The 22,669-nt window shown below is 64.6% G+C and carries 24 protein-coding genes and 2 pseudogenes; 3 read left to right on the forward strand and 23 right to left on the reverse strand.

The annotated features are described in order from the left end of the window. Positions 1 to 90 precede the first annotated feature (90 nt). From ACOMG5_RS15215 to fabG, 22 genes and pseudogenes are all read right to left on the reverse strand, one after another. Positions 91 to 3,471 (reverse strand): annotated as a pseudogene (locus ACOMG5_RS15215) (baseplate multidomain protein megatron); the annotation flags it as partial. Further along, positions 3,471 to 3,941, reverse strand: coding sequence for a peptidase (locus ACOMG5_RS15220; RefSeq protein ID WP_420344647.1), 471 nt, complete (start codon positions 3,939 to 3,941; stop codon positions 3,471 to 3,473). The pseudogene ACOMG5_RS15215 and the gene ACOMG5_RS15220, both read right to left, overlap by 1 nt. Next, positions 3,938 to 4,828 (reverse strand): DUF2163 domain-containing protein, encoded by an 891-nt coding sequence (locus ACOMG5_RS15225; RefSeq protein WP_420344648.1) that lies wholly within the window; start codon positions 4,826 to 4,828, stop codon positions 3,938 to 3,940. Before ACOMG5_RS15225 ends, ACOMG5_RS15220 begins: the two co-directional genes overlap by 4 nt. Then, positions 4,828 to 5,460, reverse strand: coding sequence for a phage distal tail protein, Rcc01695 family (locus ACOMG5_RS15230; protein WP_420344649.1), 633 nt, complete (start codon positions 5,458 to 5,460; stop codon positions 4,828 to 4,830). Before ACOMG5_RS15230 ends, ACOMG5_RS15225 begins: the two co-directional genes overlap by 1 nt. Positions 5,461 to 5,482: 22 nt before the next feature. Continuing rightward, positions 5,483 to 6,145 (reverse strand): phage tail tape measure protein, encoded by a 663-nt coding sequence (locus ACOMG5_RS15235; protein WP_420344650.1) that lies wholly within the window; start codon positions 6,143 to 6,145, stop codon positions 5,483 to 5,485. Further along, a complete protein-coding gene (locus ACOMG5_RS15240) occupies positions 6,142 to 6,375 on the reverse strand; it encodes a rcc01693 family protein (protein ID WP_420344651.1) in 234 nt (77 codons plus the stop codon). The genes ACOMG5_RS15235 and ACOMG5_RS15240 overlap by 4 nt, the downstream gene beginning before the upstream one ends. Beyond that, positions 6,372 to 6,689 carry a gene transfer agent family protein gene (locus tag ACOMG5_RS15245; protein WP_420344652.1) on the reverse strand — a complete coding sequence of 106 codons (318 nt, stop codon included), beginning with the start codon at positions 6,687 to 6,689 and terminating at the stop codon, positions 6,372 to 6,374. Before ACOMG5_RS15245 ends, ACOMG5_RS15240 begins: the two co-directional genes overlap by 4 nt. A 2-nt stretch (positions 6,690 to 6,691) precedes the next feature. Then, positions 6,692 to 7,105: a phage major tail protein, TP901-1 family gene (locus ACOMG5_RS15250; RefSeq protein ID WP_420344653.1), complete on the reverse strand. Its 414-nt coding sequence runs from the start codon at positions 7,103 to 7,105 to the stop codon at positions 6,692 to 6,694. Positions 7,106 to 7,148: 43 nt separating this feature from the next. Next, complete coding sequence (locus tag ACOMG5_RS15255; RefSeq protein WP_420344654.1) at positions 7,149 to 7,556, reverse strand: DUF3168 domain-containing protein; 408 nt, start codon at positions 7,554 to 7,556, stop codon at positions 7,149 to 7,151. Further along, positions 7,553 to 7,891, reverse strand: coding sequence for a head-tail adaptor protein (locus ACOMG5_RS15260; protein ID WP_420344655.1), 339 nt, complete (start codon positions 7,889 to 7,891; stop codon positions 7,553 to 7,555). Before ACOMG5_RS15260 ends, ACOMG5_RS15255 begins: the two co-directional genes overlap by 4 nt. Beyond that, positions 7,888 to 8,484: a head-tail connector protein gene (locus ACOMG5_RS15265; RefSeq protein WP_420344656.1), complete on the reverse strand. Its 597-nt coding sequence runs from the start codon at positions 8,482 to 8,484 to the stop codon at positions 7,888 to 7,890. The genes ACOMG5_RS15260 and ACOMG5_RS15265 overlap by 4 nt, the downstream gene beginning before the upstream one ends. 150 nt (positions 8,485 to 8,634) lie before the next feature. Continuing rightward, positions 8,635 to 9,822 carry a phage major capsid protein gene (locus ACOMG5_RS15270; protein WP_420344657.1) on the reverse strand — a complete coding sequence of 396 codons (1,188 nt, stop codon included), beginning with the start codon at positions 9,820 to 9,822 and terminating at the stop codon, positions 8,635 to 8,637. A gap of 47 nt (positions 9,823 to 9,869) precedes the next feature. Next, positions 9,870 to 10,433 carry an HK97 family phage prohead protease gene (locus tag ACOMG5_RS15275; RefSeq protein ID WP_420344658.1) on the reverse strand — a complete coding sequence of 188 codons (564 nt, stop codon included), beginning with the start codon at positions 10,431 to 10,433 and terminating at the stop codon, positions 9,870 to 9,872. 9 nt (positions 10,434 to 10,442) lie between these two features. Beyond that, complete coding sequence (locus ACOMG5_RS15280) at positions 10,443 to 10,676, reverse strand: GTA head formation protein, RCAP_rcc01685 family (RefSeq protein ID WP_420344659.1); 234 nt, start codon at positions 10,674 to 10,676, stop codon at positions 10,443 to 10,445. A gap of 1 nt (position 10,677) precedes the next feature. Further along, positions 10,678 to 11,853 carry a phage portal protein gene (locus ACOMG5_RS15285; protein ID WP_420344660.1) on the reverse strand — a complete coding sequence of 392 codons (1,176 nt, stop codon included), beginning with the start codon at positions 11,851 to 11,853 and terminating at the stop codon, positions 10,678 to 10,680. An 89-nt stretch (positions 11,854 to 11,942) separates the two neighbouring features. Next, a complete protein-coding gene (locus tag ACOMG5_RS15290; RefSeq protein ID WP_420344661.1) occupies positions 11,943 to 13,316 on the reverse strand; it encodes a DNA-packaging protein in 1,374 nt (457 codons plus the stop codon). Next, the gene (locus ACOMG5_RS15295) at positions 13,240 to 13,563 is read right to left on the reverse strand and encodes a hypothetical protein (protein ID WP_420344662.1); all 324 of its coding nucleotides are present in this window, start codon (positions 13,561 to 13,563) and stop codon (positions 13,240 to 13,242) included. The genes ACOMG5_RS15290 and ACOMG5_RS15295 overlap by 77 nt, the downstream gene beginning before the upstream one ends. 208 nt (positions 13,564 to 13,771) lie before the next feature. After that, the gene (gene mltG / locus ACOMG5_RS15300; protein ID WP_420344669.1) at positions 13,772 to 14,938 is read right to left on the reverse strand and encodes an endolytic transglycosylase MltG; all 1,167 of its coding nucleotides are present in this window, start codon (positions 14,936 to 14,938) and stop codon (positions 13,772 to 13,774) included. Positions 14,939 to 14,940: 2 nt separating this feature from the next. Then, complete coding sequence (gene fabF, locus ACOMG5_RS15305; RefSeq protein WP_420344663.1) at positions 14,941 to 16,200, reverse strand: beta-ketoacyl-ACP synthase II; 1,260 nt, start codon at positions 16,198 to 16,200, stop codon at positions 14,941 to 14,943. 93 nt (positions 16,201 to 16,293) lie between these two features. Further along, a complete protein-coding gene (gene thpR, locus ACOMG5_RS15310) occupies positions 16,294 to 16,821 on the reverse strand; it encodes an RNA 2',3'-cyclic phosphodiesterase (RefSeq protein ID WP_420344664.1) in 528 nt (175 codons plus the stop codon). A gap of 67 nt (positions 16,822 to 16,888) precedes the next feature. Continuing rightward, a complete protein-coding gene (locus ACOMG5_RS15315) occupies positions 16,889 to 17,122 on the reverse strand; it encodes an acyl carrier protein (RefSeq protein ID WP_068765186.1) in 234 nt (77 codons plus the stop codon). Positions 17,123 to 17,327: 205 nt separating this feature from the next. Beyond that, on the reverse strand, positions 17,328 to 18,065 hold the full coding sequence (gene fabG / locus ACOMG5_RS15320; protein WP_420344665.1) for a 3-oxoacyl-[acyl-carrier-protein] reductase: 738 nt from the start codon (positions 18,063 to 18,065) through the stop codon (positions 17,328 to 17,330). 143 nt (positions 18,066 to 18,208) lie between these two features. Between fabG and ACOMG5_RS15325 the strand changes: the two genes are divergently transcribed. Then, positions 18,209 to 18,931 carry a DUF2726 domain-containing protein gene (locus tag ACOMG5_RS15325; protein WP_420344666.1) on the forward strand — a complete coding sequence of 241 codons (723 nt, stop codon included), beginning with the start codon at positions 18,209 to 18,211 and terminating at the stop codon, positions 18,929 to 18,931. Here ACOMG5_RS15325 and fabD read toward each other — a convergent pair whose 3' ends face one another. Then, entirely contained in the window at positions 18,932 to 19,861 is a 930-nt protein-coding gene (gene fabD, locus ACOMG5_RS15330; RefSeq protein WP_420344667.1) for an ACP S-malonyltransferase, read from the reverse strand. Positions 19,862 to 20,003: 142 nt separating this feature from the next. Here fabD and ACOMG5_RS15335 point away from each other — a divergent pair, with 142 nt between their 5' ends. Together ACOMG5_RS15335 and ACOMG5_RS15340 are read left to right on the forward strand one after the other, a co-directional pair. After that, positions 20,004 to 21,182: a cytochrome b/b6 domain-containing protein gene (locus ACOMG5_RS15335; RefSeq protein WP_420344668.1), complete on the forward strand. Its 1,179-nt coding sequence runs from the start codon at positions 20,004 to 20,006 to the stop codon at positions 21,180 to 21,182. A gap of 312 nt (positions 21,183 to 21,494) precedes the next feature. Continuing rightward, positions 21,495 to 22,547, forward strand: a pseudogene (locus tag ACOMG5_RS15340) (IS5 family transposase); the annotation flags it as partial. Positions 22,548 to 22,669: the final 122 nt, after the last annotated feature.

The raw sequence follows: 22,669 nt of genomic DNA on the forward strand, positions 1-22,669 counted from the left end.
CGATGGCTGGGAAACCCTTTCTCAGCCTCTCGTGCCGATGTCTCTTGACCTCGCGGCCTGACCGGAGCCAACGTTACATGCTCGGAGCGCGCTGCTCGCCAATTTCCACCACATTCGCGACACGACCTTCAAAAACTGAAACAGTTCCCAATTCTCAGCGGTGCCATCACCGATGGCGACGAGGTTTGCTCCGTTAAAGAGCTGCAACTGAGAAACAGATTCCAAGCTACCGTGGTCGAGTTGAACCCTCAATGCAGCACCCCGATCCCAGACGCCAGCTCGTGAAGCCAGCAACGGGGATAGCGTAACCCCCATACTCGATCGCGTATCAAGCATGGTGTTCAAAGTGTACCCATCATCTTCGACAGAGGAATAAACGGCCACTGCACCTGGCCACGGGCTTGCCGATACAGCCAGATGTGGAGCGACGGGATCTTCATCGCCGGTCATCAGCGGCAGATCCATGAAAACCGGCGTGACGGGAATCGGCGCTGCATATGGCTTGGGCGTGGCAAGCTCTTCAGCCTCATCCGACGGTTCATACACTGTCGCCTCGATGCGAACAGCCTCGACCGAGATAGCCTCTGCACGCTCCGCACGATCGATCCGATATCGTCGGGTCCCCTCGGCTGTCGCCAATGAAAGAACGTCACCCGCGCTGAGCCGCCCAAGCGACGGAGGCAAAAAGAACTTCGCACCATCCCGCGCAACCCGCGATTCCGCCAGCCATCGCTCCGCCGTACCTTGGGCCTGAGCGCGGGACAGTGTCAGAGGCAACTCTGTACCGGCAGCAGAGCCTCCCTCCTCATCCGGGAAGATCGCCTCTACAGCACGGGTTTCGAAATCTCCATCCGCTTCGACATAAGCGACTCGGATTCGTCCTGATGTATCCGCGTCCGCTGATCGCGTGAACTCGAGCGTTGCTCCATCGTCGTTCTGGACCAGATCATCTACACTCAACTCAGCATCCACGCGCCCATCGCGCATCCGAAATACGAGCGTGCCATCTCGCTCCAAAGGCTCAAAGCCATAAGCCAGAACCAGCGACTGAAGCGCAGAACGGGCACTTTGCCCCCCCGCCATCACAAAACCCCGGACGAGACCATATAGCCCGGAGGCATCAATTTCTGTAACCCCGGAGCGTTGGCAGATTTCTCCGACGACACTAGAGAGCGGTTGTGAAGTCACGCGACCATTGATCCAATGACCCCTCGCATAGTTCTCGCCATCCGACCACAGATCACTCCTCTGTGGAAACTGGGGATATGGCCGGGTATCCCACGCCCAGACATGCATGCGCCCAGTATCAAGCATTCTTCCGCCGTAGATTTCTGAAACAGGATTGCGCTCCTCCTCCTCCCAGTAGGAAAACATTGCGCGCAAGTACTGCATCTGGATCAGCTCATCGCGCCGGCCATCCGAATAAAACGGTAGGCTGGACTCCGAACTTTTCGGATCGAGAAACTTGTTCGGTTGATTTGTGGCCTTATTGACGGCGGCACATCCAAGTTCCGTAAACCAAATCGGTTTCGCTCCGGGGATCCAGTTCGTAGGTGCTGCAGCCCGAACTCCACCTATCCGGTTAAAGTGCAGATTTGACCACCACCCGCGGATGTCCTTGTATCGCCAAAGCCAGGGCTCGTCGTGGGCTCCATCTTCAATGAGCGTGCGAATCTGTGCATCGCGATGCTCGCTGCTGGCATAATACCAGTCGAATCCCTCGCCGCCTTCGATATTGCTTTTCAGATAGTCCAGATTGTAGATGGATCCCCAGCTGGTATCGGCGTGATTTTCGCCATCTCTCCAGTCGGAAAGAGGCATGTAATTATCAATCCCGACGAAGTCGATATTCTCGTCCGCCCAAAGTGGATCCAGATGAAAATACGCGTCACCATTCCCGGGATGATATCCGAAATACTCCGACCAGTCTGCCGCATATCCGATTTTACAGTCCGGCCCCAAAATCGCGCGCACATCTGCTGCCAGGGCACGCAACGCCACAACTGCGGGAAACGTCGCTGCTGATCCGCGAATTTGCGTCAATGCGACCATCTCGGTGCCAATGCAAAATGCATCGACCCCCCCTGCCAGCGCACAAAGATGCGCATAGTGCAGGATGAAGCGGCGCATCGACCATTCCTCGGTCCCGGAGTAGCCGACGGTGTCTCCGTCTCGCGTGAAGTCCCCCACTGCGGCAGAGCCAAAGAAGGAGGAAACTTGATTGGTAGCCTCCTTCGTACCGTCAGGGCTCCCTTCCTGCCCGGGTGCAACCGAAAGGGTAATTCGGCCGCGCCATGGCAAGGGCGGCTGATGGGCCGCGCCCGTCCAAGGATCAGGAAGCGAATTGTCCGCCATCTGCTCCATCAGGATGAATGGATAAAATGTCACGAATTTTCCGGCGGCACGTAGGGCAGTGATTGATTCGATCACCGAAGCGTCTGATGGAGTCCCCCCATAAACCGCCCCGGAATCACCTAGCTTCGGCAATTCTTGTGCCGTGCTTCTGACCAGTCCGGAAACATGCCAGGGCATGTTGGTGCCGTCCACACTTGTATCCGCAACTTTAGGCCGAATTTCGCATTCCGCGCACCGCAAATCGCTTCCGAACCATGACACAACGAGCGAGACCGCCTCGCAGGACGGCAATTCCTCATCGAGCATCGTCAGAGACGCGCTAAAATCGGTTACACCGCCGGGAGCATTCTGATTGACCGCTTTCGCAGCCGTCGTTCTGCTGCCGCGCGGCTTTTCATAAACCGGCGTCGTGGCCAGCGAATATTCGCCCGTACCCGGGATCAGCGCGACGGCTTTCACGCCACGCACGAGATCTGGAACTCCGTCCACACCGTCACCCTGAGCGGCCCGGACAACTTCGAATGAGAATTGCGGCACCCGATTCCCAAAGGCGCTGAGCTCGAGGTCCTCGAAAACGACGTAAGCGATACCGCGATAGGCCGGAGCTTGTCCTGCGCCCTCCACGGCTTCGATCTTCGGATCGGGTTGTTGGTCCTCTGAACCCGTATAGACACGCATATTATACTGCGTCCTATCGATCTCCACCCCCTCGGCCCAAACGCGGCCAATCCGTAAAATCTCCCCTTCGCAGACAGCCAGGGCCAGACTTACCGAATAGCTGTAGCTTGTTGCCGTAGCTTTGGGAGCGCCTTTCCCGGTCTTTTGCACGGTTTTGGTTTCGAAAAAGCGCGTAGCCCAAATCACCTGCCCCGAGACACGCATACGGCCCCAGAGTGTACCGACGGCCTCCCCTTCGCTTGCACTCGTCAAGCGAAACCGTTCGACGCGTCCGGTCTCGACGCTCCGGGAGCCCACACCAAGAAGTCGTTGATCAATGGCGCGCCCAAGCGTCGCTCCGACCGCGCGCCCCAGAACCGCACCCGACAAACCAAGTACGCTGCCCCCAAAACCTGCGCCGATTGCACCACCGGCGGCCGAAAGCAGAATTGTCGCCATCAGTTGGCTCCTTCTGGAAATGCAAAACGGGCCACGATCCGTCGCCGCCAAGGCGTGGACAGTGGGCTCTCGATCACCCCGTGACCGGTATAGGCGTGCACAAAGCTCAGGCCAGACGCAGAAACGGCAGATATGCCCAGATGCTTCGCCACCGCACCGTCTCGCAGTCGGAACAACAGGACTTCACCTACGGTGACTGGCGCGCTTCCGATCGTTTCGGAAAGCGGTATCAGATGGCGACGCGCCGCAGACCAGAGCCGCTCCTCCCGGGACGGCTCGGCCCAATCCGGTGTGTAAGGCGGGATGGATTCGGGCTCGCAGCCATAGAGGTCACGCCAAACCCCGCGCAGAAGCCCAAGGCAGTCTGTACCCGCATCCTTGACCGATGCCTGATGCACATAGGGCGTTCCAATCCAGGCGCGCGCAATCTCGACGGCCCGATCGCCAATCGTTCCCGACCCTTGCGTCATTTGAACAGGCTTCCCCCATCATTGGTACCGCTGCTGATCGGATAGGAGGACAGCCAGTCCTCACCCGGGATGTGCGGGAAACCACGAAAATTCAGATAGTTGTTGAACTTCAGCCGGCATGTTTCCGCGCGACGGTCGCAGCCCGCCTCAATGCGCAAACGGTCACCAGGCGCGACATCCGCCCCCAGGCGCTGCCACAGTTCGATCATGCGCGTGCCGTCGCTGCGGCTGCGATCATTCTTGACCACACCGGTCAAACCGGATGCCAGACCGGTCAGCACCTTCAGACGACCCTTCTCGAACCAGCGCTCATCGAAACCCGAAACTCCGGAGAACAGGAACACCCGAGAATCTTCGACGTCTTCGACGGTAAGCTCCAACGAATATCCCTCGGCCCCTGTCGCGAAGCGGCACCGTCCATCTCCAAGGACGGCCGAACACCTCGGATGATAGATTTGTCCTTTTTCCTGCCCCAGTGCCTCAGTGAGGCCACGCAGTTCCACATTGAACGCGCCCGCGCCGCGACTGACTTCGCCGAAAGTCCCGCGGAAAATCAGGGCGCGTTGCGATACGTCCGCCCAGTTTACAAGCCAAGACCGAACCTCCGCTCCGTCGTAGCGCCCGGCGAGGATATCTGCCTCGGCGATCGACGCGGAACTGAGCGCGCCATAAGCCTCTGTATTGTCTACGGAAAGACCGGTGCTCTGCGACAGGGCCTTGGCCGTCATGCCGCTGTCCGGTTCGAAGATCACCCCCCCGAAATCCAGCGCCATGTCGTGATCAGTGAAACCCAGCACCATGCCGTCTTTACGGGTCACCGCCCATGCCCGCGCGACAGTTGTACATCCGCTGGACAGATGTTCGTGGAAACTCGGAGAATAGCCCATCAGATCCGCACCTCCACCACTGGCACCTGCGGCATGTCGCCCGCCCGAAAGGACTGAACCGAAACCTGAATGCCGTCGGTATCGAAGCGCACCGGAACGTCGAATTCGAACCCGGCAGTGATGCGTGCGCCAGCTGCCGGGGGCGACACAAAGCTCACCACACCGTTCTGAAAGTCGACGCTGTAATGAACGGTTTCCATGCGATGAGACCCCTGAAGGCCCACCTGAATCGTACCTTCAACCGGCTTCTTGATCGGCCGAACATATTCAACGCCCCCGGAACGGTAGGATTTGACCAACTGGAATTGGGTCTTCACGCCATCGCCGATACCGATCACCTGATCCTCGAAGTCCACCTCACGCGAGGCAGGGCAGCTCTTGAAGTCCGCCCAGTCCTTCCAGCGAAATCCATGCAACTGGCCACCACGCGCCTCGAAAAACGCGATCAACCGCTCCACATCGTCCAGAGATCGCAGACCAACCCCTGCATCGTAGCGCCGCCGCGAATGCGCCCACGGGCTGTTACGCTCTTCAAACCCGTTGGCCATGGTCACGATCTCGGTCCGGCGCTCCGGGCCTCCAACGGAACCGAAACTCAGGCTTGCAGGAAACCGAACCTCATGAAATGCCATGCTTCCCTCCTCGAAATTCTGTTCAGGCGTTGCGCTGTCCGCGAGACAAGGCGCGGTTGATCTGTGCAGCGATCTGGCTTTGGCTCCGCGCGAAGCCCGCGGCATCGGGTGTCGATACGTTCATCGTGACGTTGACGGAACGCCCCCCGCCTGCTGATTGCACGCCGAGGCGGCCATCTGCGCCTCGGGTCAATGGCATGATCGCTTCCGGTCCGGCTTCCCCCATCAGACCCGTAGCGCCACGCATCGGGAAATTGACCGGACTACTGACGACGCCCCCTTTCGCGAAGGGCATGACGCGCCCTTGACTAAACGCTCCGCCATTCGCGAAGGGCAGCACGCCACTCAGCAAAGAATTCAAGCCATCGGCGACCGTCGACCCGACGGCTTGTTCTACCGGCCGGGTCGCAACGCGATAGGCAGAGTCAACCATCGTTTGCGCAACCTTATTCAGCGCATCCGACAGCTTGGCCCCATCAAACACCACACTCTCGAAGGCGCGCCCCAAAGTGCGCCCGATGCTGTTGGCCAGGGTCCCGACTTCCCGCGAAGTATAGAGCATGCCCTCCCGCAGCGTCGCGAGTTCGTCGTTGAACGTGCCCGCAACGGAAGCGGCCTCGTTCATATTTCGCTCCAGCTCCTGTGAGCGTCGGCTCAGATCGTCCAGACCGTCAGATCCCGTCATTCGTCATCCCCAGAAGGTTTCTCCGGCGCACGTTGAGGCCGTGGCAAATCCGGCCATTGCCGCTGTAGTTCGCCGAGCCGCGCGCGCGTCAGCGGTGGCTTCACTGCTTCGCGCCCAAGCATCATCGACAGCTCTGCCGGGGTCAGCGCCCAGAACTCCACCGGACGCAATCCCAGCCCGCGCAACCCGGCGCGCATCAGCCCGGGCCAGTCGAGGCCATCCTCACTCATTCATCGCCCGGGACGGTAAACGCCCGTGCCAGCAGCTCCGCCGCCAGACGCGCCGCACCAAGCGCCCCCACACCGAGATCAGCCGCACGCAGATCGGCCGCAGAGCCAGCCCAGCCCCCCGCCTTCAATCCCGCATGCAGAACCGCGAGGACATCGCGGATCAGGAACTCATTCGCTTCGAAGCGCCGCACCAGAGCAAGGACGGAGCCGCCGACCTCCGCCTCCAGCTCTGCCAGGGCTCCGAGGGTAAGCTTCGCGGAAAGCGGAACACCATCCACCGTGACCGCCACTTCACCAGCCCACGCATTCGCCATGATCAGACCGCCGTGAAGGAAAGCTGGCCCGCAGACGCCAAGGTCATCTCATAGGTCGCTTCGCCATTGTAGCTCCCCGAATATTCGATCGCCGTGATCAGGAATGCGCCCTGAACGATGCCGAAATTCGGTATAATTACCTGAAAATCAGGCATTTCTCCATCAAAGAAGATCTGCCGGGCACGCTCATCCGTGGAAGCATCCTTAAACACGCCCGAACCGGAAATGGAGGCCGAACGAACGCCCGCGCCGCCGAGCAGCTCCCGCCAGCCGCCGGGGCTTTCCAGCGACGTCACATCGACCGTCTCTGCGTTGAAGCTGATCCGCGACGCGCGCAGCCCCGCGATAGTCTCGAATTGGCCCGCCCCGGTCAGGTCGAGCTTGATCAGAAGGTCCTTGCCGTTCTGCGCTGCCATGTTTCTTCTCCGATAGAAAATCCCGGGCGGGCATCTGCCCGCCTCAATCCTCGACGCGCGCGCGGAACGTGATGTCGATCCGTCGCTGGTTCACTTCATCCACCCGCCTCGCCTGAGCCTTCAGGAACCACAGCCCAACAAGATGACCGCGTGACAGTGGCAGCTCCGCATCCGTGAGCGCATCAGATATCGCCGCGGCGACCTGTTTCGCCTGAGCGAACCCCGCTTCCGATGTCACGACCGAGACCACGAAATCATGCCGGGCGCCGCCACCAGTGCCATCCGAGGCGTCCTGCACATCCTCTGGTCCAAGGCTGACATAGGTGCCACTGGTGTTTCCCGGCGGCACCGCATCGTATATTTCCTGCCCGACCAGATCGGCGATGGCCGGATCGGCGATAAGGGCCTGATACACAGCGGCCTGCAGCGCGGCCGTAATGCCGTAACTCATGCCACCACCTCCTCACGCGCGAAGCAGGTGAGATACTGCTGGCGGGGGTCGTATTCTGCGACAGCCAGGATCCGGAAGATCCGCTCACCGTCCCTGAAGCGCTGTTCCGGGCGTGGGCGCTGCACAGATCCTTGCGGTGCCCCACGCACGACAATCCGGAACGGTACGGAGGCCAGGCGAACGAACTCCCCGGCTTTTTCAACGCCCGTTCCCGGCGTGATCTCCGCCCAGAGGCTGCCCAGAGCCTGCCAGCTCAAGCGCGCCCCCCCGAGACCATCCGCCGTGCGCACCGCCTCCTCGAGCACAAGAAGGCGGTTCAGGCGCGGAACACTCATGGCCGCCCCCCTAGAACGCGCACCGTGCGCCAGCGCTCGATCAGGGCGGTCACACCAAACGGCATCCCCCCGGCATCTTGCGCCGCATCATGGCGCATCTCGTAATACTGTGCGGCCAACAGAAACACGGCCTGCGCCAGATCGACCGGCAGATCGGACCAGCTCTGGCCAAAGCCCGCGGTCATGTCGATCTCCACCTGCCCGCCATCCGGGACTCCGGGCAGCATACCTCCCCGCCCTTCGAGGCGTGGACGCGCCGTATCCGGCATCAGACGATAGCGGCTCGCATCGACTTCGATGGCCACGCCGGCGTCATCGACAACGCGCACCGCATTCACCGCACTCACCGGTGCAACCGGCAGAGGCTGGGTTGCGATGCTGCGCCAATGTGCCAGCGTCATTGTAAAATCACGCGAGATCAGGATCTTTGCGGTCCTCCCTTCGATAGCGGCCATCGCCGCACGAAGGTAGGCAATCAGTGCGGCTTCCTCCGCCCGGGCACCGGAGAAGCCGGTCCCCAACCGCAAGTGATCGGCGAATTCATCCAGCGGCAGCGCCGAGTTCGGCACCGCCGTCACTTCTTTCAGCATCATGGACATACTCCGGAAATTCGCAGGAAACGGCTCAGAGGCCATTCGGACGCGAGACCTCCCGCCGCCACTCGGACGGAGGGAGCAGCTAGGCGACGGCAGTCGGGCTCGCGTCCGCCGGGCCGGGGAAGCCCCCGGCCAGGTTGCAGCCTCTTACGAGGCCGCGAACTTCAGCAGCTTGATCGCGGCGAAATCGCTGACGTTGCCACCAACCCGCTTCGAGGCATAGAACAGCACATGCGGCTTGGCCGAGAACGGATCACGCAGGATCCGCAGGTCGGGACGCTCGGCAATGGTGTAACCCGCGCCGAAATCACCGAAAGCGATCGCATAGGCATTGGCGGCGATATCCGGCATGTCTTCGGCGATCAGGACCGGGTAGCCCATCAGGCGCGCAGGCTCGCCTGCCGCCAGACTGTCTGCCCAGAGGAAACGGCCATCCGCATCCTTCATCTTGCGCACGGCGCCCGCAGTCTTCGAGTTCATCACGAAGGTCGCGTTCGCGCGGTATTGCGCGTTCAGCGCATAGACCAGATCGACGATCGCATCGGCGGGTTTGGCCGAGTTGAAATCGCCCGCAGCACCCGTGGCGATGTAGCCCAGCGAACCCCAGACCCAAGATGCGTTCGCAACCGCCGTGTGGGTCAGGAAGCCTTTCGGCTTGTCCACCCCGTCGCCCGAAACAAACGCCGTCGCCTCTGCGCGCGCGAACTTCTCGGCGACACGCGCGGCCAGCCAGCCCTCGACGTCGAACGCGGAGTCATCCAGCAGTCGTTGCGACGCTTTCGGCATTGCCGACAGTTCATAGAGCGGAATGGTGATACGCTCGATCTGCGGCGAAGAGGTCTCCGTCAGCGCTGCCGTTTCGGTGGCCCAGCCGGAGCCGATATCGGCGCGGTCGATCAGCACATCGTAGGAGGTCGCCTCGACATTGACGACAGTCGCGATCTGCCGGATGGACGAGGTCGAACGCAGCACATTGCGGATCGAATCTGCGGTCTGGCTGTCGACAAGATAGCCGCCATCCGCGTTGACCGAGGTCGTCATGCCCTTGCCCTCGAGGGTCAGCGAGCGGAAACCGTCGTCATTGCCGGTGCGGACATAGGCCTCGAACGCCTTCTGATGCGGCGCTTCTTCGGTGGCGGCGGTCGAGAGGGCCGGACGGCCGGCGAAAGTCTTGATCTGCAGCATGGTCAAACGCTCATCCTGTTGTTGGAGCTTCGATTTAACTTCACCCTGAAAGCCCTTGAGCTCGTTCAGGAACCCGGCCAGAGCGGACTTCACAGAAGCCGCCTGTCCCGCATCATCCATCCGGCCTGCACCGGGCGTGATCTCGGTCATCTTCCTTGCCTCATTGTCTGGGGGCATCTCCTCGGATTTGCGTCCTGCTATTGCCGCAGGGACGCCATTTCGGCCGTAGCCTCGGTGAAGGCCTGGGCCAATTCGTGCAGCAGATCGTCGCCCGGGGCTTCGCCCTTCGCCGCGACCCGCGCTTCGCGCAACATGGGGAAGGTCACCAGCGACACTTCCCAAAGCTCGACTTCTTCCAGCAGGCGGCGGCCCTTGCCGTCTTTCGCCGCCGAAACCGTCCGGTAGCCGATCGACAACCCGTCAATCGCACCCGCCTGGATCAGCGCCGCAGCCTCCCGGGCGCGCGCCACTTCCGACAGCAACCGCCCTTTGACGTAGAGCCCCTGAGCATCTTCCCGGATTTCTTCCCACACCCCGATCGGCTGCGCCGGATCGTGCTGCCACAGCATCTTCACCGATCCGCCCTCTGCGGCGATGCGTGCCAAGCTCTTCGTATAGGCCCCCGGCTGGACGATATCGCCGCCCTGATCGGTCAGGCCAAACAGGCTTGCATAGCCCTCGATCACCGAACCGTCAGTCAATTGGACCGTCTGTGCGCCGGTGCAGAACTTCAACTCCAGGCCGTAGTCACTTGTCTTCATGTGAATATCCTATTTCGGGGCATATTGCAGAATGCTCTGCACCGCCTGCGTGAGGATCACGGCGACCACACCGTAAACCGTCATCCACAGCCGCCGCTCCAGCCCCTCGATCATCGCCTCGATCTTGCCGAGGCGCCCCTCCAGATGCCGGAACTGCAGCTCCATGATCCGCTCCGTCGTCTCGAAGCGCCGCTCATGAACGTCGAACGGCTCCTTGAGGAAGCGCGATCCACCCTCTGCCATTTCAGTCCCCCGCCGTCGGCGGCAAGCCAAGCAACACGCGCTTCTCGGCGTCGCTCAGGAACGATGCCCCGCCGATCCGGGCCCAGAGCTGATCGCGCTCCACAGCCAGCGCCGGAACCTGCTCCAGATCCGGCTTCAGCTCGATCTGCTCGCCCAGGAAGCCCGAAAGCCACCACGCCACCGCAGCGCTCACCCGCGTCGCCAGCGGCAGCACCGTCAGCCGGAAGAACGCCCGGTTCGCCTCGGCGTAATTGGCATAGGTCGCATCGCCCGGGATCCCCAGCAGCATCGGCGGCACCCCGAAGGCCACCGCGATCTCGCGTGCCGCAGCGATCTTGGTCTCGTGGAATTCCATGTCGGAGGGGCTGAACCCCATCGGCTTCCAGTCGAGCCCGCCTTCCAGCAGCATCGGCCGCCCGGCATTGCGCGCGCCCTGATGATGGCTCTCCATCTCGAAGACCAGCCGCTCATACTGCTCCGGCGCCAGCATCCCCTGCCCGTCGGAGCCCTTGTAGACGATCGCCCCCGAAGGCCGCGCCGCATTGTCCAGCAGCGCCTTGGACCAGGCACTGGCCGAATTATGCACTTCCAGCGCTACCGCGGCCGCCTGCATCGGGCTCAGCCCGTAATGGTCGTCCTGCGGGTGGAAGCTCTTGATATGACAGATCGGATCGGGATGCCCGGTCATGTCGAAGCGGTGCTTTCGCCCGCCCACCGCATATTCGTAGGCGACCGGCCAGCCATCATCCCCCGGCACCACCGACATCCGGTCCGAGCGCAGCACATGCAGCTCGCGCGGCAGGCCCGGATCCAGCGTCACCGCCTCCAGATAGCCGTTGCCCGACAGCAGGATCTGGCCATAGAGCGCCTCGAACAGCTCCGCCTGGCCCTGACCCGGGTTCGGACGCCGGATCAGCCCGATCAGCGGATGCGTGTCATAGCGGCAGCTCTGATCCTGACAGACCAGCGGCACCGCCGCGGCAGCCTCGGCGATCAGCTTGACGGCCCGAAACCCCACCGGATTGCCAGCAAAGCCGGTCCGCGTCAGGCTGACCGTATCGCGCGGCCCCCAGACCGTCCGGCCGCTGCCCGTCGCCATCGCCACGATCCGCCCCGTCACCGAGGCCTTGCGCTCGGGCGGCGCGCTGGCAGTCTTGCGAAAGAAGTTGATCCCCATTCCGTTCCCCTTGTCGGCCAGTGCCCCGGCCCGGCATGAAAAAAGGGCCGGGAAACCCCGACCCTTCCAATTGCTCTGCTCTCGTCGCGCTACAGGCTGCGAACCTGCGGCCTGCGGTAATGCTGCGAGGGCTCGATGATCAGCTCCGTCACGGCCCAGACCAGCGCATCCACCCGGTCCGGCGAGCCGCGCCCCTCATAGCCGCGCAGCGTCATCTGGCACATCTGGTCCTCCAATGGCCCCAGATGGCCGTGCCGCACATGCTTCACCCGGCCCTGCTCATACAGCGCCGCGACCGGCTCCGCCCTGGCGGTCTTGCCACGCCCGGCCCGCAGCGGCTTGAACGGCACCAGCGGGTCCACCTGCCGGATCACGCTCTCGATCAGATCGCCACCCTGGTTCACCTCCGCCACCAGCCGCTCCGCGCGCCACTTCTCCATGGCCCGGATCGCCGCCCGCGCCCAGTCGGTCGGCCGCCCATGCGCCGTGCAGTCCTCCAGCACATAAACCCGCCAGTCCTGCACCGGCCCGCGCGTCACCGCGCCCGCCACGACGATACCGCATTCATCCGAGCCCGCATTCCCGGTCACCGAAGGATCCAGCGCCACCACGATCCGGTCGAGCTCCGGCGCCTTGTCCACCCGCGCGCCTTCGAGCAGGCTGGTCGTCCACAGCGCGCCTTCCAGATCGTCCAGCAGCACCCCGTCCAGCTCCTGCCGACCGAGCCGCGTGCCCGCATACCGCGCCTGAACCTCCTCGAGGAAAGACGACGCCAGATACGCGCGGTTCGCCTCCGTCGGCGCATGCGTCACCACCGTCGACGGGTTGTTCAGGATCGTTTTCAGCACGCCCACGTTCTTCGGCGTCGTCGTCACCACCTGTTGCGGATGCTCTCCCAGCCGCAGCGCGAACTGCAGCATGTCCCAGGTGTCCTCGGCCTTCTTCCACTTGGCCAGCTCGTCCACCCAGGCGCCATCGAATTGCGGCCCCCGCAGCGCCTCCGGCTCATGCGCCGAGTAGGCCGTCGCCGTCGCTCCGTTCGGCCACACCAGGCGGCGCCGCGACGCTTCCCATTCCGGCCGCCGGTCCGGCGGTGAACAGGCCATGATCCCGCTCTCGCCGAAGATCATCACATCGCGCACCTGATCGAAAGTCTCCCCGATCAGCGCGAGACGGCTGGCCTTACCCGGCGCCTGCGGCGTCGATCCCTCGACCAGCGCGCGCACCCATTCCGAGCCGGCGCGCGTCTTGCCCGCGCCACGCCCCCCCATGATCACCCAGCTCTTCCAGTGCCCGGCAGGCGGCAGCTGATGCGGCAGCGCCCAGAATTCGAAAATCCACGGCAGGGCCAGAAGCGCATTGTCATCCAGCCCCCCGAGAAAGGCATCAACCGTCTCCTGCGTCGCGGAGGCGAGCCAGGCGGCGCCCGATTTCAGCCCTGGCTGCGTCGAAGTCGAGATCATTCCCGTGGACGACCCCGGCAACCTGTTTGCGGAGTTTTTCAACGCGTGTCCTTTCATCCATTACCATCTGGAAGGCCGTACGCAGATCCTTGACCGCAGCGACCGCGACCTTGGCATCCCTTGCCTCACCCTGGCGCAGCTCCTGCAGCGCCCGGGCCAACTCCTCGGCCATCTCCCGATAAAGAGTCTCTGTTTCCTCCAGCAAATTTACCGGAGAACTGTCCCCACCCGAAAAGGTCATATCCATATGTCTGGAACCCGCCTCTCATGCCTGTTCCGCACGAGCGAAATGAAAAAGGCGCCATCGGTTACCCGAGGCGCTTACCCACTTCTCCTAGCATGACATACTTCTACCTTAGGGCGTGCGCTGAGTCAAGCACAAAAATCACCCCCGCAACCGCAGGCTGTATTCCTCAAGGAACGGGATCCCAAAAATCCAGGATTCCCGTTATATTTCAATTGCCTTCGCCCGAAGCCGGCTGCTGCCGTTCCAGCTCCCGCCATTTCACGACATTCGCATTATGCTCCGCAAGCGATTCGGCAAACACATGGCCCCCGCTGCCATCCGCCACGAAATACAGGTAGCGAGTCGCATCCGGATGCAGCGCCGCGTCAATCGATGCCCGCCCCGGGTTCGCAATCGGCGTCGGCGGCAGCCCGTCGATCACATAGGTGTTGTAGGGTGTGCGCCGTTGCAGCTCGGATTGCCGAAGCCCGCGGCCCAGCACACCCTTCCCGCCCGTCACCCCGTAAATGACCGTCGGATCGGTCTGCAGCCGCATTCCCTGCTGCAGCCGGTTCACGAAGACGCTCGCCACGATCCGCCGCTCATCCGGAACGCCGGTTTCCTTCTCCACGATAGAAGCCATCACCAGCGCCTCTTCCGGGCTCTGGTACGGCAGCCCCTCGGCGCGCCCGGCCCAGGCCGCAGCCAGGATCGCCGCCTGCCGCTTCTGCATCTCCGCCAGCAGCCCCTCCCGGTCCGCGCCGCGCTTCAGGTCATAGCTGTCGGGCGCCAGCATCCCTTCGGGTGGCACGGCCTTCACCTCGCCCGTCAGGAAATCCGCGGATTTCAGCGCCTCGGTCACCTGCCAGCTGGTCGCGCCTTCCGCCAGCGTCACCCGCAGCCGCACATCGGGCGCACCCGCCGCTGCGGCAAAGCCCTCCGGCGCAGGCCCCGCCTTCGGATCAAACTTCGCCGCCTCTACATAGACCCCGCTCGCCGCATCCATCTCGCGCAGGATCATCTGCTGGCCGTTCACGCCGATCACATAGTTCAGCTCGGTGCCGCAGGTGGATGGTCCCCCCGCCGTGATCTGCTCGACAATCCGCGCCATCGGGCTGCCCGGCTCGATCCGATAGGAGCCGAATTTCAGCTGCCGCGTCTTGTCGGCGTAATCCGCCCCGGCCCGGAAGATATAGGCCGAGGAAATCGCCCCCTTCGCCCGCAGGTCCTCGGAAACGCGCGCGAAGCTCGCCCCCGGCTCCACCCGCAGACAGACCCCCTGCGCCAGCGGCCCCGGCCCCTCGTATTGCTTCTTCGCCCAGGCCGCCAGGCCGCCCAGAGCCACCAGCACCACGATGAGCACCGTCAGGAAGTTGGAGGCGATATTGCGCCACAGCATCAGCCGCGGACCTTCCCGATCACCAGGCTGGCATTGGTGCCGCCGAAGCCGAAGCTGTTCGAGAGCGCCACGTCGATCTTGCGCTTCACCGCCGCCTTCGGCGCCAGGTCCAGCACCGCCTCGACGGCCGGGTTGTCCAGATTGAGCGTCGGCGGCGCCACCTGATCCCGGATCGCCAGGATGCAGAAGATCGCCTCCACCGCCCCCGCCGCCCCGAGCAGGTGCCCGATCGAGGATTTGGTGGAGCTCATCGTCGCATTGGCCGCCGCATTGCCCAGCAGCCGCTCCACGGCGCCGAGCTCAATGGTATCGGCCATGGTCGAGGTGCCATGCGCGTTGATGTAATCCACCTCCCCCGCGCCGATCCCCGCGCGCGCAAGCGCGGCCTTCATCGCCCGAAAGCCGCCATCGCCATCCTCTGAGGGCGCCGTGATGTGATAGGCGTCGCCCGAAAGGCCATAGCCCAGCACCTCGGCATAGATCTTCGCCCCGCGCGCGCGCGCGTGCTCATATTCTTCCAGAACCACGACCCCCGCGCCCTCGCCCATCACGAAGCCGTCGCGGTCCGCGTCATAGGGGCGGCTTGCGGCCTTCGGGTCGGTGGCCTTGGTCGAAAGCGCCTTGCAGGCGTTGAAGCCCGCAATCCCGATCTCGCTGATCGGGCTCTCGGCGCCGCCCGCCACCATCACATCCGCATCGCCCAGCATGATCAGCCGCGCCGCATCGCCAATGGCATGCGCGCCGGTCGAACAGGCCGTCACCACGGCATGGTTCGGCCCCTTGAAGCCGAAGCGGATCGAGACCTGCCCCGACACCAGATTGATCAGCGAGGCCGGAATGAAGAACGGGCTCACCCGCTTCGGGCCCTTTTCCTTGATCAGCACCGCAGTCTCGGCAATCGTGCTCAGCCCGCCGATGCCCGAGCCGATCATCACGCCGGTGCGCTCGCGATCTTCCTCGCCGGTGGGCTCCCAGCCCGAATCCTTCACCGCCTGCACCGCCGCCGCCATCCCGTAGAGGATGAAGTCATCGACCTTGCGCTGGTCCTTCGGCTCCATCCAGTCATCCGGATTGAAGGTGCCCGCGCTGCCATCGCCGCGCGGAATTTCGCAGGCATATTTGGTGGTGACGTTGGAGGCATCGAACCGGGTGATCGGCCCGGCCCCGGATTCCCCCGCGATCAGCCGCGACCATGTCTCCTCGACACCGCAGGCCAAAGGCGTGACCAGGCCCAGACCCGTGACGACTACGCGACGCATGCTCTACCTCTTCTGCGTGACCCTTTCGGGCCCTGATACACGGGCCTTTCCAAGGGTGCAACGCAAACAGCCGCCGCAGCGCGGCATGCCCGCTCAGCCCAGCGGATATTCCGCCATCAGCTCGTAGAGCGCCCCCTCCGGCCGCAAATGCGAGCGGTAGAGCCCGAACGCCCCCGCCTCGAACGGGCTCAGCGCCGCATCCGCGCGCGCCTGCAGGAACCGGCCCACCCGCTCCGCCTCGCCCGGCGCCATCCGGCCCATACGCTGAAAGGTCACATGCGGCCGGTAGCGCCGCCGCGGCAGGCTGATCCCCGCACCGCGCACCGCCGTCGCCAGCTTCTGCGCCAGCCGCTCCAGCACCGCATCGGGCCGCGCCGCAATCACCAGCGCCTCCTCCCAGAGGTCCACCCCCGCGAGCTCAACCCAGGGCGCCGGGCTCTGCACCGCCTCCAGCGCCAGATCCAGATCCGCCATCTGCCCGCCCTGCACATCGCCCAGAAACGCCAGCGTCAGATGCAGGTTCTCCTCCGGCACCGCGCGCCCCGCCCCGACCCGCCCCTGCAGGGCCACAATCTCGCCCGCGACCTTCTCAGGCAGCGCCAGCGCCACGAACAGCCGCATCTCCACCCCCCAGAAACGAAAACGGCGCCCGAAGGGGCGCCGTCCGTGAACTCTCGTCCGGAATGCCTTACACGGCTTCCGAGATGAACTTCACCGCGTCGCCGAAGGTCTGGATGGTTTCGGCCGCATCGTCCGGGATCTCGATGCCGAACTCTTCTTCGAAAGCCATGACCAGCTCGACGGTGTCGAGGCTGTCCGCGCCGAGATCGTCGATGAACGAGGCGGTCTCGGTGACCTTGTCCTCTTCCACGCCCAGATGCTCCACGACGATCTTCTTCACGCGATCTGCGATGTCGCTCATGTCTCTTCCTCAGTTAGAGGGCCGGAGGCCCGTCCCCTTGATCCCTGCCCGGATATGGGCGCTTGGTTGCCCGTTGTCAGGCGTTGAGGGCGGCCCGAACGGGCGGCCCGCCCCAATTCCGAGGCCGAAGCCCCGGTATCTCACGGCGCCGCCTATAGCACAGTCTTGCCCCAAGGCAAGCCGTTTCGCAAGCGCCGCAAAGGCCTCAGACCATCGCCATGCCGCCGTTGACATGCAGCGTGGTGCCGGTCACGTAACCTGCCTCGGAACTGGCCAGATACAGCACCGCGGCGGCGATGTCTTCGGGCGCGCCCATCCGGCCGGCGGGAATCTGCCCGAGGATCTTGCCCTTCTGCTCGTCGTTGAGCTTGTCGGTCATCGCCGTGGCGATGAAGCCGGGCGCCACGCAGTTCACGGTGATGCCACGGCTCGCGACCTCATAGGCCAGCGATTTCGACATGCCGACGATCCCCGCCTTCGTGGCGGCATAGTTTCCCTGCCCGGGGTTGCCGGTGGTGCCCACCACCGAACCCACCGAGACGATCCGCCCCCAGCGGGCCTTCACCATGCCGCGCAGCACGCCGCGCATCAGCCGGAAGGAGGCGGTCAGGTTCACGTCCAGCACCGAGAGCCATTCCTCGTCCGACATCCGCATGAACAGGTTGTCGCGGGTGATGCCGGCATTGTTCACCAGGATGTCGACCGAGCCCATCGCCTCGGTGGCCGCCTTCGGCAGCGCCTCGACCGAGGCCATGTCCGACAGGTTGGCCGGGCACACATGCGCCCGCGCGCCCAGTTCCGCCGCCAGCTCCTCCAGCGGCCCGACCCGGGTCCCCGAGAGCGCCACGGTCGCGCCCTGCGCATGCAGCCGGCGCGCCACCGCCGCGCCGATCCCGCCCGAGGCGCCGGTGACCAGGGCGTTCTTTCCCGTCAGATCAAACATCGTTGTCCCTTCCTGCAGTCTTGCGCCTCAATAGCAGCCGCCCGGGCGCCCCGCCAGCCTCAGGCCCGGCAATTTCACGCCCGCGCCACGATTTCGCCGCGCTTTGCCGCCATCCCTGCGCAAAGCCTCACCGGAGAGCACCCATGGCCTTCGTATCCGCCCCGCAGTCCCCCGCGGCCCTCGCCTTGCCCGATCAGATCGCCGGCCTGCCGTTCGAGACGGCCGCGGTGCTGGGCTTCATCCTGCTCGCGCTCGCGCTCCTGCGGCCGGGCCGGCGCATCCGGCCGCGCCCGCGCCCGGCGCGGCCCGCGGGCCCGAAGCTGCGTCTCGTCGCGCCGGTGCCCATCGTCCCGGTGCCCCCCGGGCCGCAGCCTGCGCGGGAATCGCAGGTGGCGCAGGTCGCGCGCGCCCGGTTCCGCCTGGTCCCGCTGCTGAATCGTTCGGAGGCCCGGATCCTGCCGATGCTGGAGCGGATCGTGGCCGAGATCGGGCTTGGCCATCGCGTCATGGCCCAGGTCTCGCTCGGCGAGATCCTCTGCGCCGTCGATGCGCAGGGCCTTGATGATTTTCACGGCGAGGCAAACCGGCTGATCAATGCGAAACGGCTGGATTTCGTCATCATCGACGCCCGCGGCCTGACCGTCGCCGCCATCGAATATCACGGCACCGGCCATCACCTCAGCGACACCGCCTTCATCCGCGACGCCGTGAAGCGCGAGGCCCTGCGCAGGGCAGGCCTCACCCTGATCGAACTGCCGCCCGAGACCGATGAGGCGCTGCTGCGCAGCCTGATCGCGCGCAACAGCGTCCTTCCGGTGCTGCAATCCCCAATGCGGCAGGCCCCCACACGGGCCGGCCGCAGCTGATCAGCCCTTCAGCGCCGCAATATCCTCGGGCGTGCCCACGGATTTCTGCACCGTTTCCTTGGCAATGCGCTTGATCATGCCCGAAAGCGCCTTGCCCGCACCGATTTCCCAGAACTCGGTCACGCCCTGGCCCGCCATCCACTGCACGCTCTCGCGCCAGCGCACCGAGCCCGTCACCTGCTGCACCAGCAGCGCCCGGATCTGCTCCGGTTCCCGCACAGCCTCGGCCACCACATTCGCCACCACCGGCACCACCGGCGCCGCCAGCGCCACGCCGGCCAGAGCCTCCGCCATTCGCTCCGCCGCAGGCTGCATCAGCGCGCAATGGAACGGCGCGCTCACCGGCAGCATCAGCGCCCGCTTCGCCCCTTTGGCCTTCGCGATCTCCACCGCGCGCTCCACCGCCGCCTTGTGGCCCGAAACCACCACCTGCGCCGGGTCATTGTCGTTCGCGGCCTGGCAGACCTCACCCTGCGCCGCCTCCGCCGCAACCTCCGCCGCCGCCGCAAAATCCAGCCCAAGGAGCGCCGCCATCGCCCCCACGCCCACCGGCACCGCCGATTGCATCGCCTCGCCCCGGATCCGCAGCAGCCGCGCCGTATCGCTCACGCTCAGGCTGCCCGCCGCACAAAGCGCCGAATATTCGCCGAGGCTGTGCCCCGCCACGAAGGCCGCATCCGTCACCGCAAAGCCCTCGGCCTCCAGCGCCCGCAGCGCCGCGATCGAGGTCGCCATCAGCGCGGGCTGCGCATTGGCGGTCAGGGTCAGCTCCTCGATCTGCCCCTCCCAGATCAGCCCCGACAGATCTTGCGAAAGCGCCGCGTCCACCTCGTCGAACACCGCGCGCGCGGCCGGATAGGTTTCGGCCAGCGCCCGGCCCATGCCGATGGTCTGCGCGCCCTGACCGGGGAATACGAATGCTCGGCTCATGCCGTCCTCCATCTGTTTTTTCCCGTCTAGCCGCTCGCCCCCCCGCGGGCAACCGTGATGCACAGCCGCTGTGCAAGGAGACCCGTGGTCGGCCGCCCGCCCGCGCGATATGGTGGCCGCAATCAGGACCTGAAGGCTTGCCATGATTTCCAACACCTCCACCGCCTATGGCGGCCCCGCCCGCCTTTTCCACTGGCTCACCGCCCTGCTGATCCTCACCGCGATCGGCCTCGGGCTCTATGCCGAAAGCCTGCCCCGCGGCACCGATGAAGCCGTCTCCCGCCTCGCGGCGGTGTTCTCGCTGCACAAGACCATCGGCGTCACCGCCTTCTTCGTGGCGGTGCTGCGCATCCTCTGGGCGCTGAGCCAGCCGAAGCCGGTCGCGCTGCACCCACAACGCCGTCTCGAGACCTTTGCCGCCGAAGTGGTGCACTGGGCGCTGTATGGCGCAATGCTGCTGATGCCGCTTTCGGGCTGGATCGGCCATGCCGGGCAGGCAGGCTTCGCGCCGATCCTGTGGCCCTTCGGGCAGACGCTGTTCTTCGTGCCGCAATCGCCCGTCGTCGCCGAGACGGCCGAAACCATCCACAAGCTCGCCGCCTGGGTGCTCTATGCCTCGATCGCGCTGCATGTCGCGGGCGCGGCGAAGCATGTGGTCATCGACCGCGATGCGACGCTCGCGCGCATGCTGCGCGGCACCTCGGCCGGCACGCCCGGCGCGCATCACCTCGCGCTGGCAGCGCCGCTGATCGCCGCGCTGGTCTGGCTGGGCGTCATCGGCGCGGGGCTGGCGATCACGCCGCGCGAGGAGGCACCGGTGGCCCAGGCGCCCGCCGCAGCCACCTTCGGCAACTGGCAGGTGAGCGAAGGCACGATCGGCTTCGACGTGACCCAGATGGGCTCGAAGGTCGCAGGCAGCCTGCCGCGCTGGAGCGCCGAGATCACCTATGACGAGGCCTCGGGCGCGGGTGACGTGACCGTGACCATCGACACCACCGCCCTGACCATCGGCACCGTGACCGACCAGGCCAAGGCGCCGGAATTCTTCGACACTGCCGCCCACCCGACCGCCGTGTTCAAGGCCGCGATCACCCGCAAGGAAGGCAGCAACCATGAGGCCGTGGGCACCCTGACCCTGCGCGGCACCGAAAGCCCGGTCACCCTGCCCTTCACCCTGACGATCGAGGGCAGCACCGCCCATATGGCCGGGGATCTGGTGCTCGATCGCCGCGCCTTCGGCATGGGGCCGAGCTACCCCGACGAAAGCAACATCGGCTTCTCCGTCCCGGTCCATGTCGCGCTGACGGCAACCCGCCGCTGAGCGCAGCCAAGCATCCGTCAAGGCCCGCCGCTCACCAGAGCCGCGGGCCTTTTCATGCCGCCGAGCATACGCTGTCCTTGGCGCCGTGAGCCGTGAGCCGTGAGCCGTGAGCCGTGAGCCGTGAGCCGTGAGCCGTGAGCCGTGAGCCGTGAGCCGTGAGCCGTGAGCCGTGAGCCGTGAGCCGTGAGCCGTCTTGGGTCAGTGGGGGCGATGCTGCAAGCTCCATTTTCTAACAGGCCGTTACAAAGCTCCGGCCTCGACGTCCCTCGCGGAACATGGTTCATCCCCATCACAGCATGGACGGAGGTGCGGATACGCGGATCGGACGAGGTTACAGGATCACTGTGCAGCGACGTCGATCTCAAGGTGCTGATCCCGGCGCGGCATACGTCGCGCAAGATCAGGGCCGTAGTCAACGATGCACGGCGCTCCCTGGATGGCGCCTTCGACCGGCTTCACGCTCGGGAAGGCCGCCCCTCGATTGCGCAGGAACGATTGATCCGGGCCAGCCTGCTTCAGATCCTCTATTCGCTCCGATCTGAGCGACAGCTCATGGAACAGAGAGATTATAGCTTGCTGTTCCATTGGTTCGTGGGCCTGGGCATCGACGACGCCGTCTGGGTTCCGACGGTGTTCAGCAAGAACCGCGATCTGCTGCTGACGACGGACATGTCCCGCATGATCATGGCCGCCATTCTGGCACAGCGCGAGGTTGCACCGCTGCTGTCCGATGACCACTTTTCGGTCGACGGCACTCTGGTGAAGGCTCGGACCTTGATGAAGAGATTCCAACCGAAGGTCAACGAGGCGTCCAGCACGGACGACGATCCGGGTGATCCGCCAGATGACGGTGCATCGCCAACATCCTCCCCTGACCGATCCACTGCCGATCCCGAACCCATGATCCGCCCCAAAACACCGCAGCCGCAACGGCGAAGTCGATTTCCGGGGGGGAGCGGCGCTCAAACGCGCCCCATGCGTCGATTACCTATCCCGAGACACGGCTGTTCAAGACGTCGCCCGGCGCAGGATCCATGCTGTGTTACAGGGGGTACAGCCTGATCGAGAACCGCTCCGGTCTGATCTTGCAGGCAGACCTGACGCAGGCGAATGGCCACGCCAAACGCCGTGTCCCCATCGCCATTGCCCCGGATCAATCCGGCGCCTGACCCCGTCGGCGGATCGCGGCGACGGCAGCGCCGACTTCTTACCGATCTGCGCCAGATCGTGGCGACGCCGCATGTCGCCCAGAAATCCAGGCATTCCGCCATCGAGGGCAGACCCACCCGGCACCCTGGTTACGCCAAATCCCAGCGGCGCCGGAAGAAGATGGCGGACCCCTTCGGCTGGGCTCAGACTGTAGGGGATGGCTTGACCTGCCACGGGAGTTTTCCTCCATCTGCGATTAGAGTCCGGCCCATGGAGAGGACGGACGATGAAGAAGGCACGACTGACGGAAGAGCAGATCATTGGCATCTTGCAGGAGC

This window comes from Paenirhodobacter sp., from assembly GCF_041916475.1.
Classification (GTDB): domain Bacteria; phylum Pseudomonadota; class Alphaproteobacteria; order Rhodobacterales; family Rhodobacteraceae; genus Rhodobacter.

Excerpts from the sequence above, each read along its gene's own strand:
- ACOMG5_RS15220 (WP_420344647.1), bottom strand. The coding sequence starts at position 3,941 with ATGACGCAAGGGTCGGGAACGATTGGCGATCGGGCCGTCGAGATTGCG.
- ACOMG5_RS15225 (WP_420344648.1), bottom strand. The coding sequence starts at position 4,828 with ATGGGCTATTCTCCGAGTTTCCACGAACATCTGTCCAGCGGATGTACA.
- ACOMG5_RS15230 (WP_420344649.1), bottom strand. The coding sequence starts at position 5,460 with ATGGCATTTCATGAGGTTCGGTTTCCTGCAAGCCTGAGTTTCGGTTCC.
- ACOMG5_RS15235 (WP_420344650.1), bottom strand. The coding sequence starts at position 6,145 with ATGACGGGATCTGACGGTCTGGACGATCTGAGCCGACGCTCACAGGAG.
- ACOMG5_RS15240 (WP_420344651.1), bottom strand. The coding sequence starts at position 6,375 with ATGAGTGAGGATGGCCTCGACTGGCCCGGGCTGATGCGCGCCGGGTTG.
- ACOMG5_RS15245 (WP_420344652.1), bottom strand. The coding sequence starts at position 6,689 with ATGGCGAATGCGTGGGCTGGTGAAGTGGCGGTCACGGTGGATGGTGTT.
- ACOMG5_RS15250 (WP_420344653.1), bottom strand. The coding sequence starts at position 7,105 with ATGGCAGCGCAGAACGGCAAGGACCTTCTGATCAAGCTCGACCTGACC.
- ACOMG5_RS15255 (WP_420344654.1), bottom strand. The coding sequence starts at position 7,556 with ATGAGTTACGGCATTACGGCCGCGCTGCAGGCCGCTGTGTATCAGGCC.
- ACOMG5_RS15260 (WP_420344655.1), bottom strand. The coding sequence starts at position 7,891 with ATGAGTGTTCCGCGCCTGAACCGCCTTCTTGTGCTCGAGGAGGCGGTG.
- ACOMG5_RS15265 (WP_420344656.1), bottom strand. The coding sequence starts at position 8,484 with ATGATGCTGAAAGAAGTGACGGCGGTGCCGAACTCGGCGCTGCCGCTG.
- ACOMG5_RS15270 (WP_420344657.1), bottom strand. The coding sequence starts at position 9,822 with ATGACCGAGATCACGCCCGGTGCAGGCCGGATGGATGATGCGGGACAG.
- ACOMG5_RS15275 (WP_420344658.1), bottom strand. The coding sequence starts at position 10,433 with ATGAAGACAAGTGACTACGGCCTGGAGTTGAAGTTCTGCACCGGCGCA.
- ACOMG5_RS15280 (WP_420344659.1), bottom strand. The coding sequence starts at position 10,676 with ATGGCAGAGGGTGGATCGCGCTTCCTCAAGGAGCCGTTCGACGTTCAT.
- ACOMG5_RS15285 (WP_420344660.1), bottom strand. The coding sequence starts at position 11,853 with ATGGGGATCAACTTCTTTCGCAAGACTGCCAGCGCGCCGCCCGAGCGC.
- ACOMG5_RS15290 (WP_420344661.1), bottom strand. The coding sequence starts at position 13,316 with ATGATCTCGACTTCGACGCAGCCAGGGCTGAAATCGGGCGCCGCCTGG.
- ACOMG5_RS15295 (WP_420344662.1), bottom strand. The coding sequence starts at position 13,563 with ATGGATATGACCTTTTCGGGTGGGGACAGTTCTCCGGTAAATTTGCTG.
- fabF (WP_420344663.1), bottom strand. The coding sequence starts at position 16,200 with ATGCGTCGCGTAGTCGTCACGGGTCTGGGCCTGGTCACGCCTTTGGCC.
- thpR (WP_420344664.1), bottom strand. The coding sequence starts at position 16,821 with ATGCGGCTGTTCGTGGCGCTGGCGCTGCCTGAGAAGGTCGCGGGCGAG.
- ACOMG5_RS15315 (WP_068765186.1), bottom strand. The coding sequence starts at position 17,122 with ATGAGCGACATCGCAGATCGCGTGAAGAAGATCGTCGTGGAGCATCTG.
- fabG (WP_420344665.1), bottom strand. The coding sequence starts at position 18,065 with ATGTTTGATCTGACGGGAAAGAACGCCCTGGTCACCGGCGCCTCGGGC.
- ACOMG5_RS15325 (WP_420344666.1), top strand. The coding sequence starts at position 18,209 with ATGGCCTTCGTATCCGCCCCGCAGTCCCCCGCGGCCCTCGCCTTGCCC.
- fabD (WP_420344667.1), bottom strand. The coding sequence starts at position 19,861 with ATGAGCCGAGCATTCGTATTCCCCGGTCAGGGCGCGCAGACCATCGGC.
- ACOMG5_RS15335 (WP_420344668.1), top strand. The coding sequence starts at position 20,004 with ATGATTTCCAACACCTCCACCGCCTATGGCGGCCCCGCCCGCCTTTTC.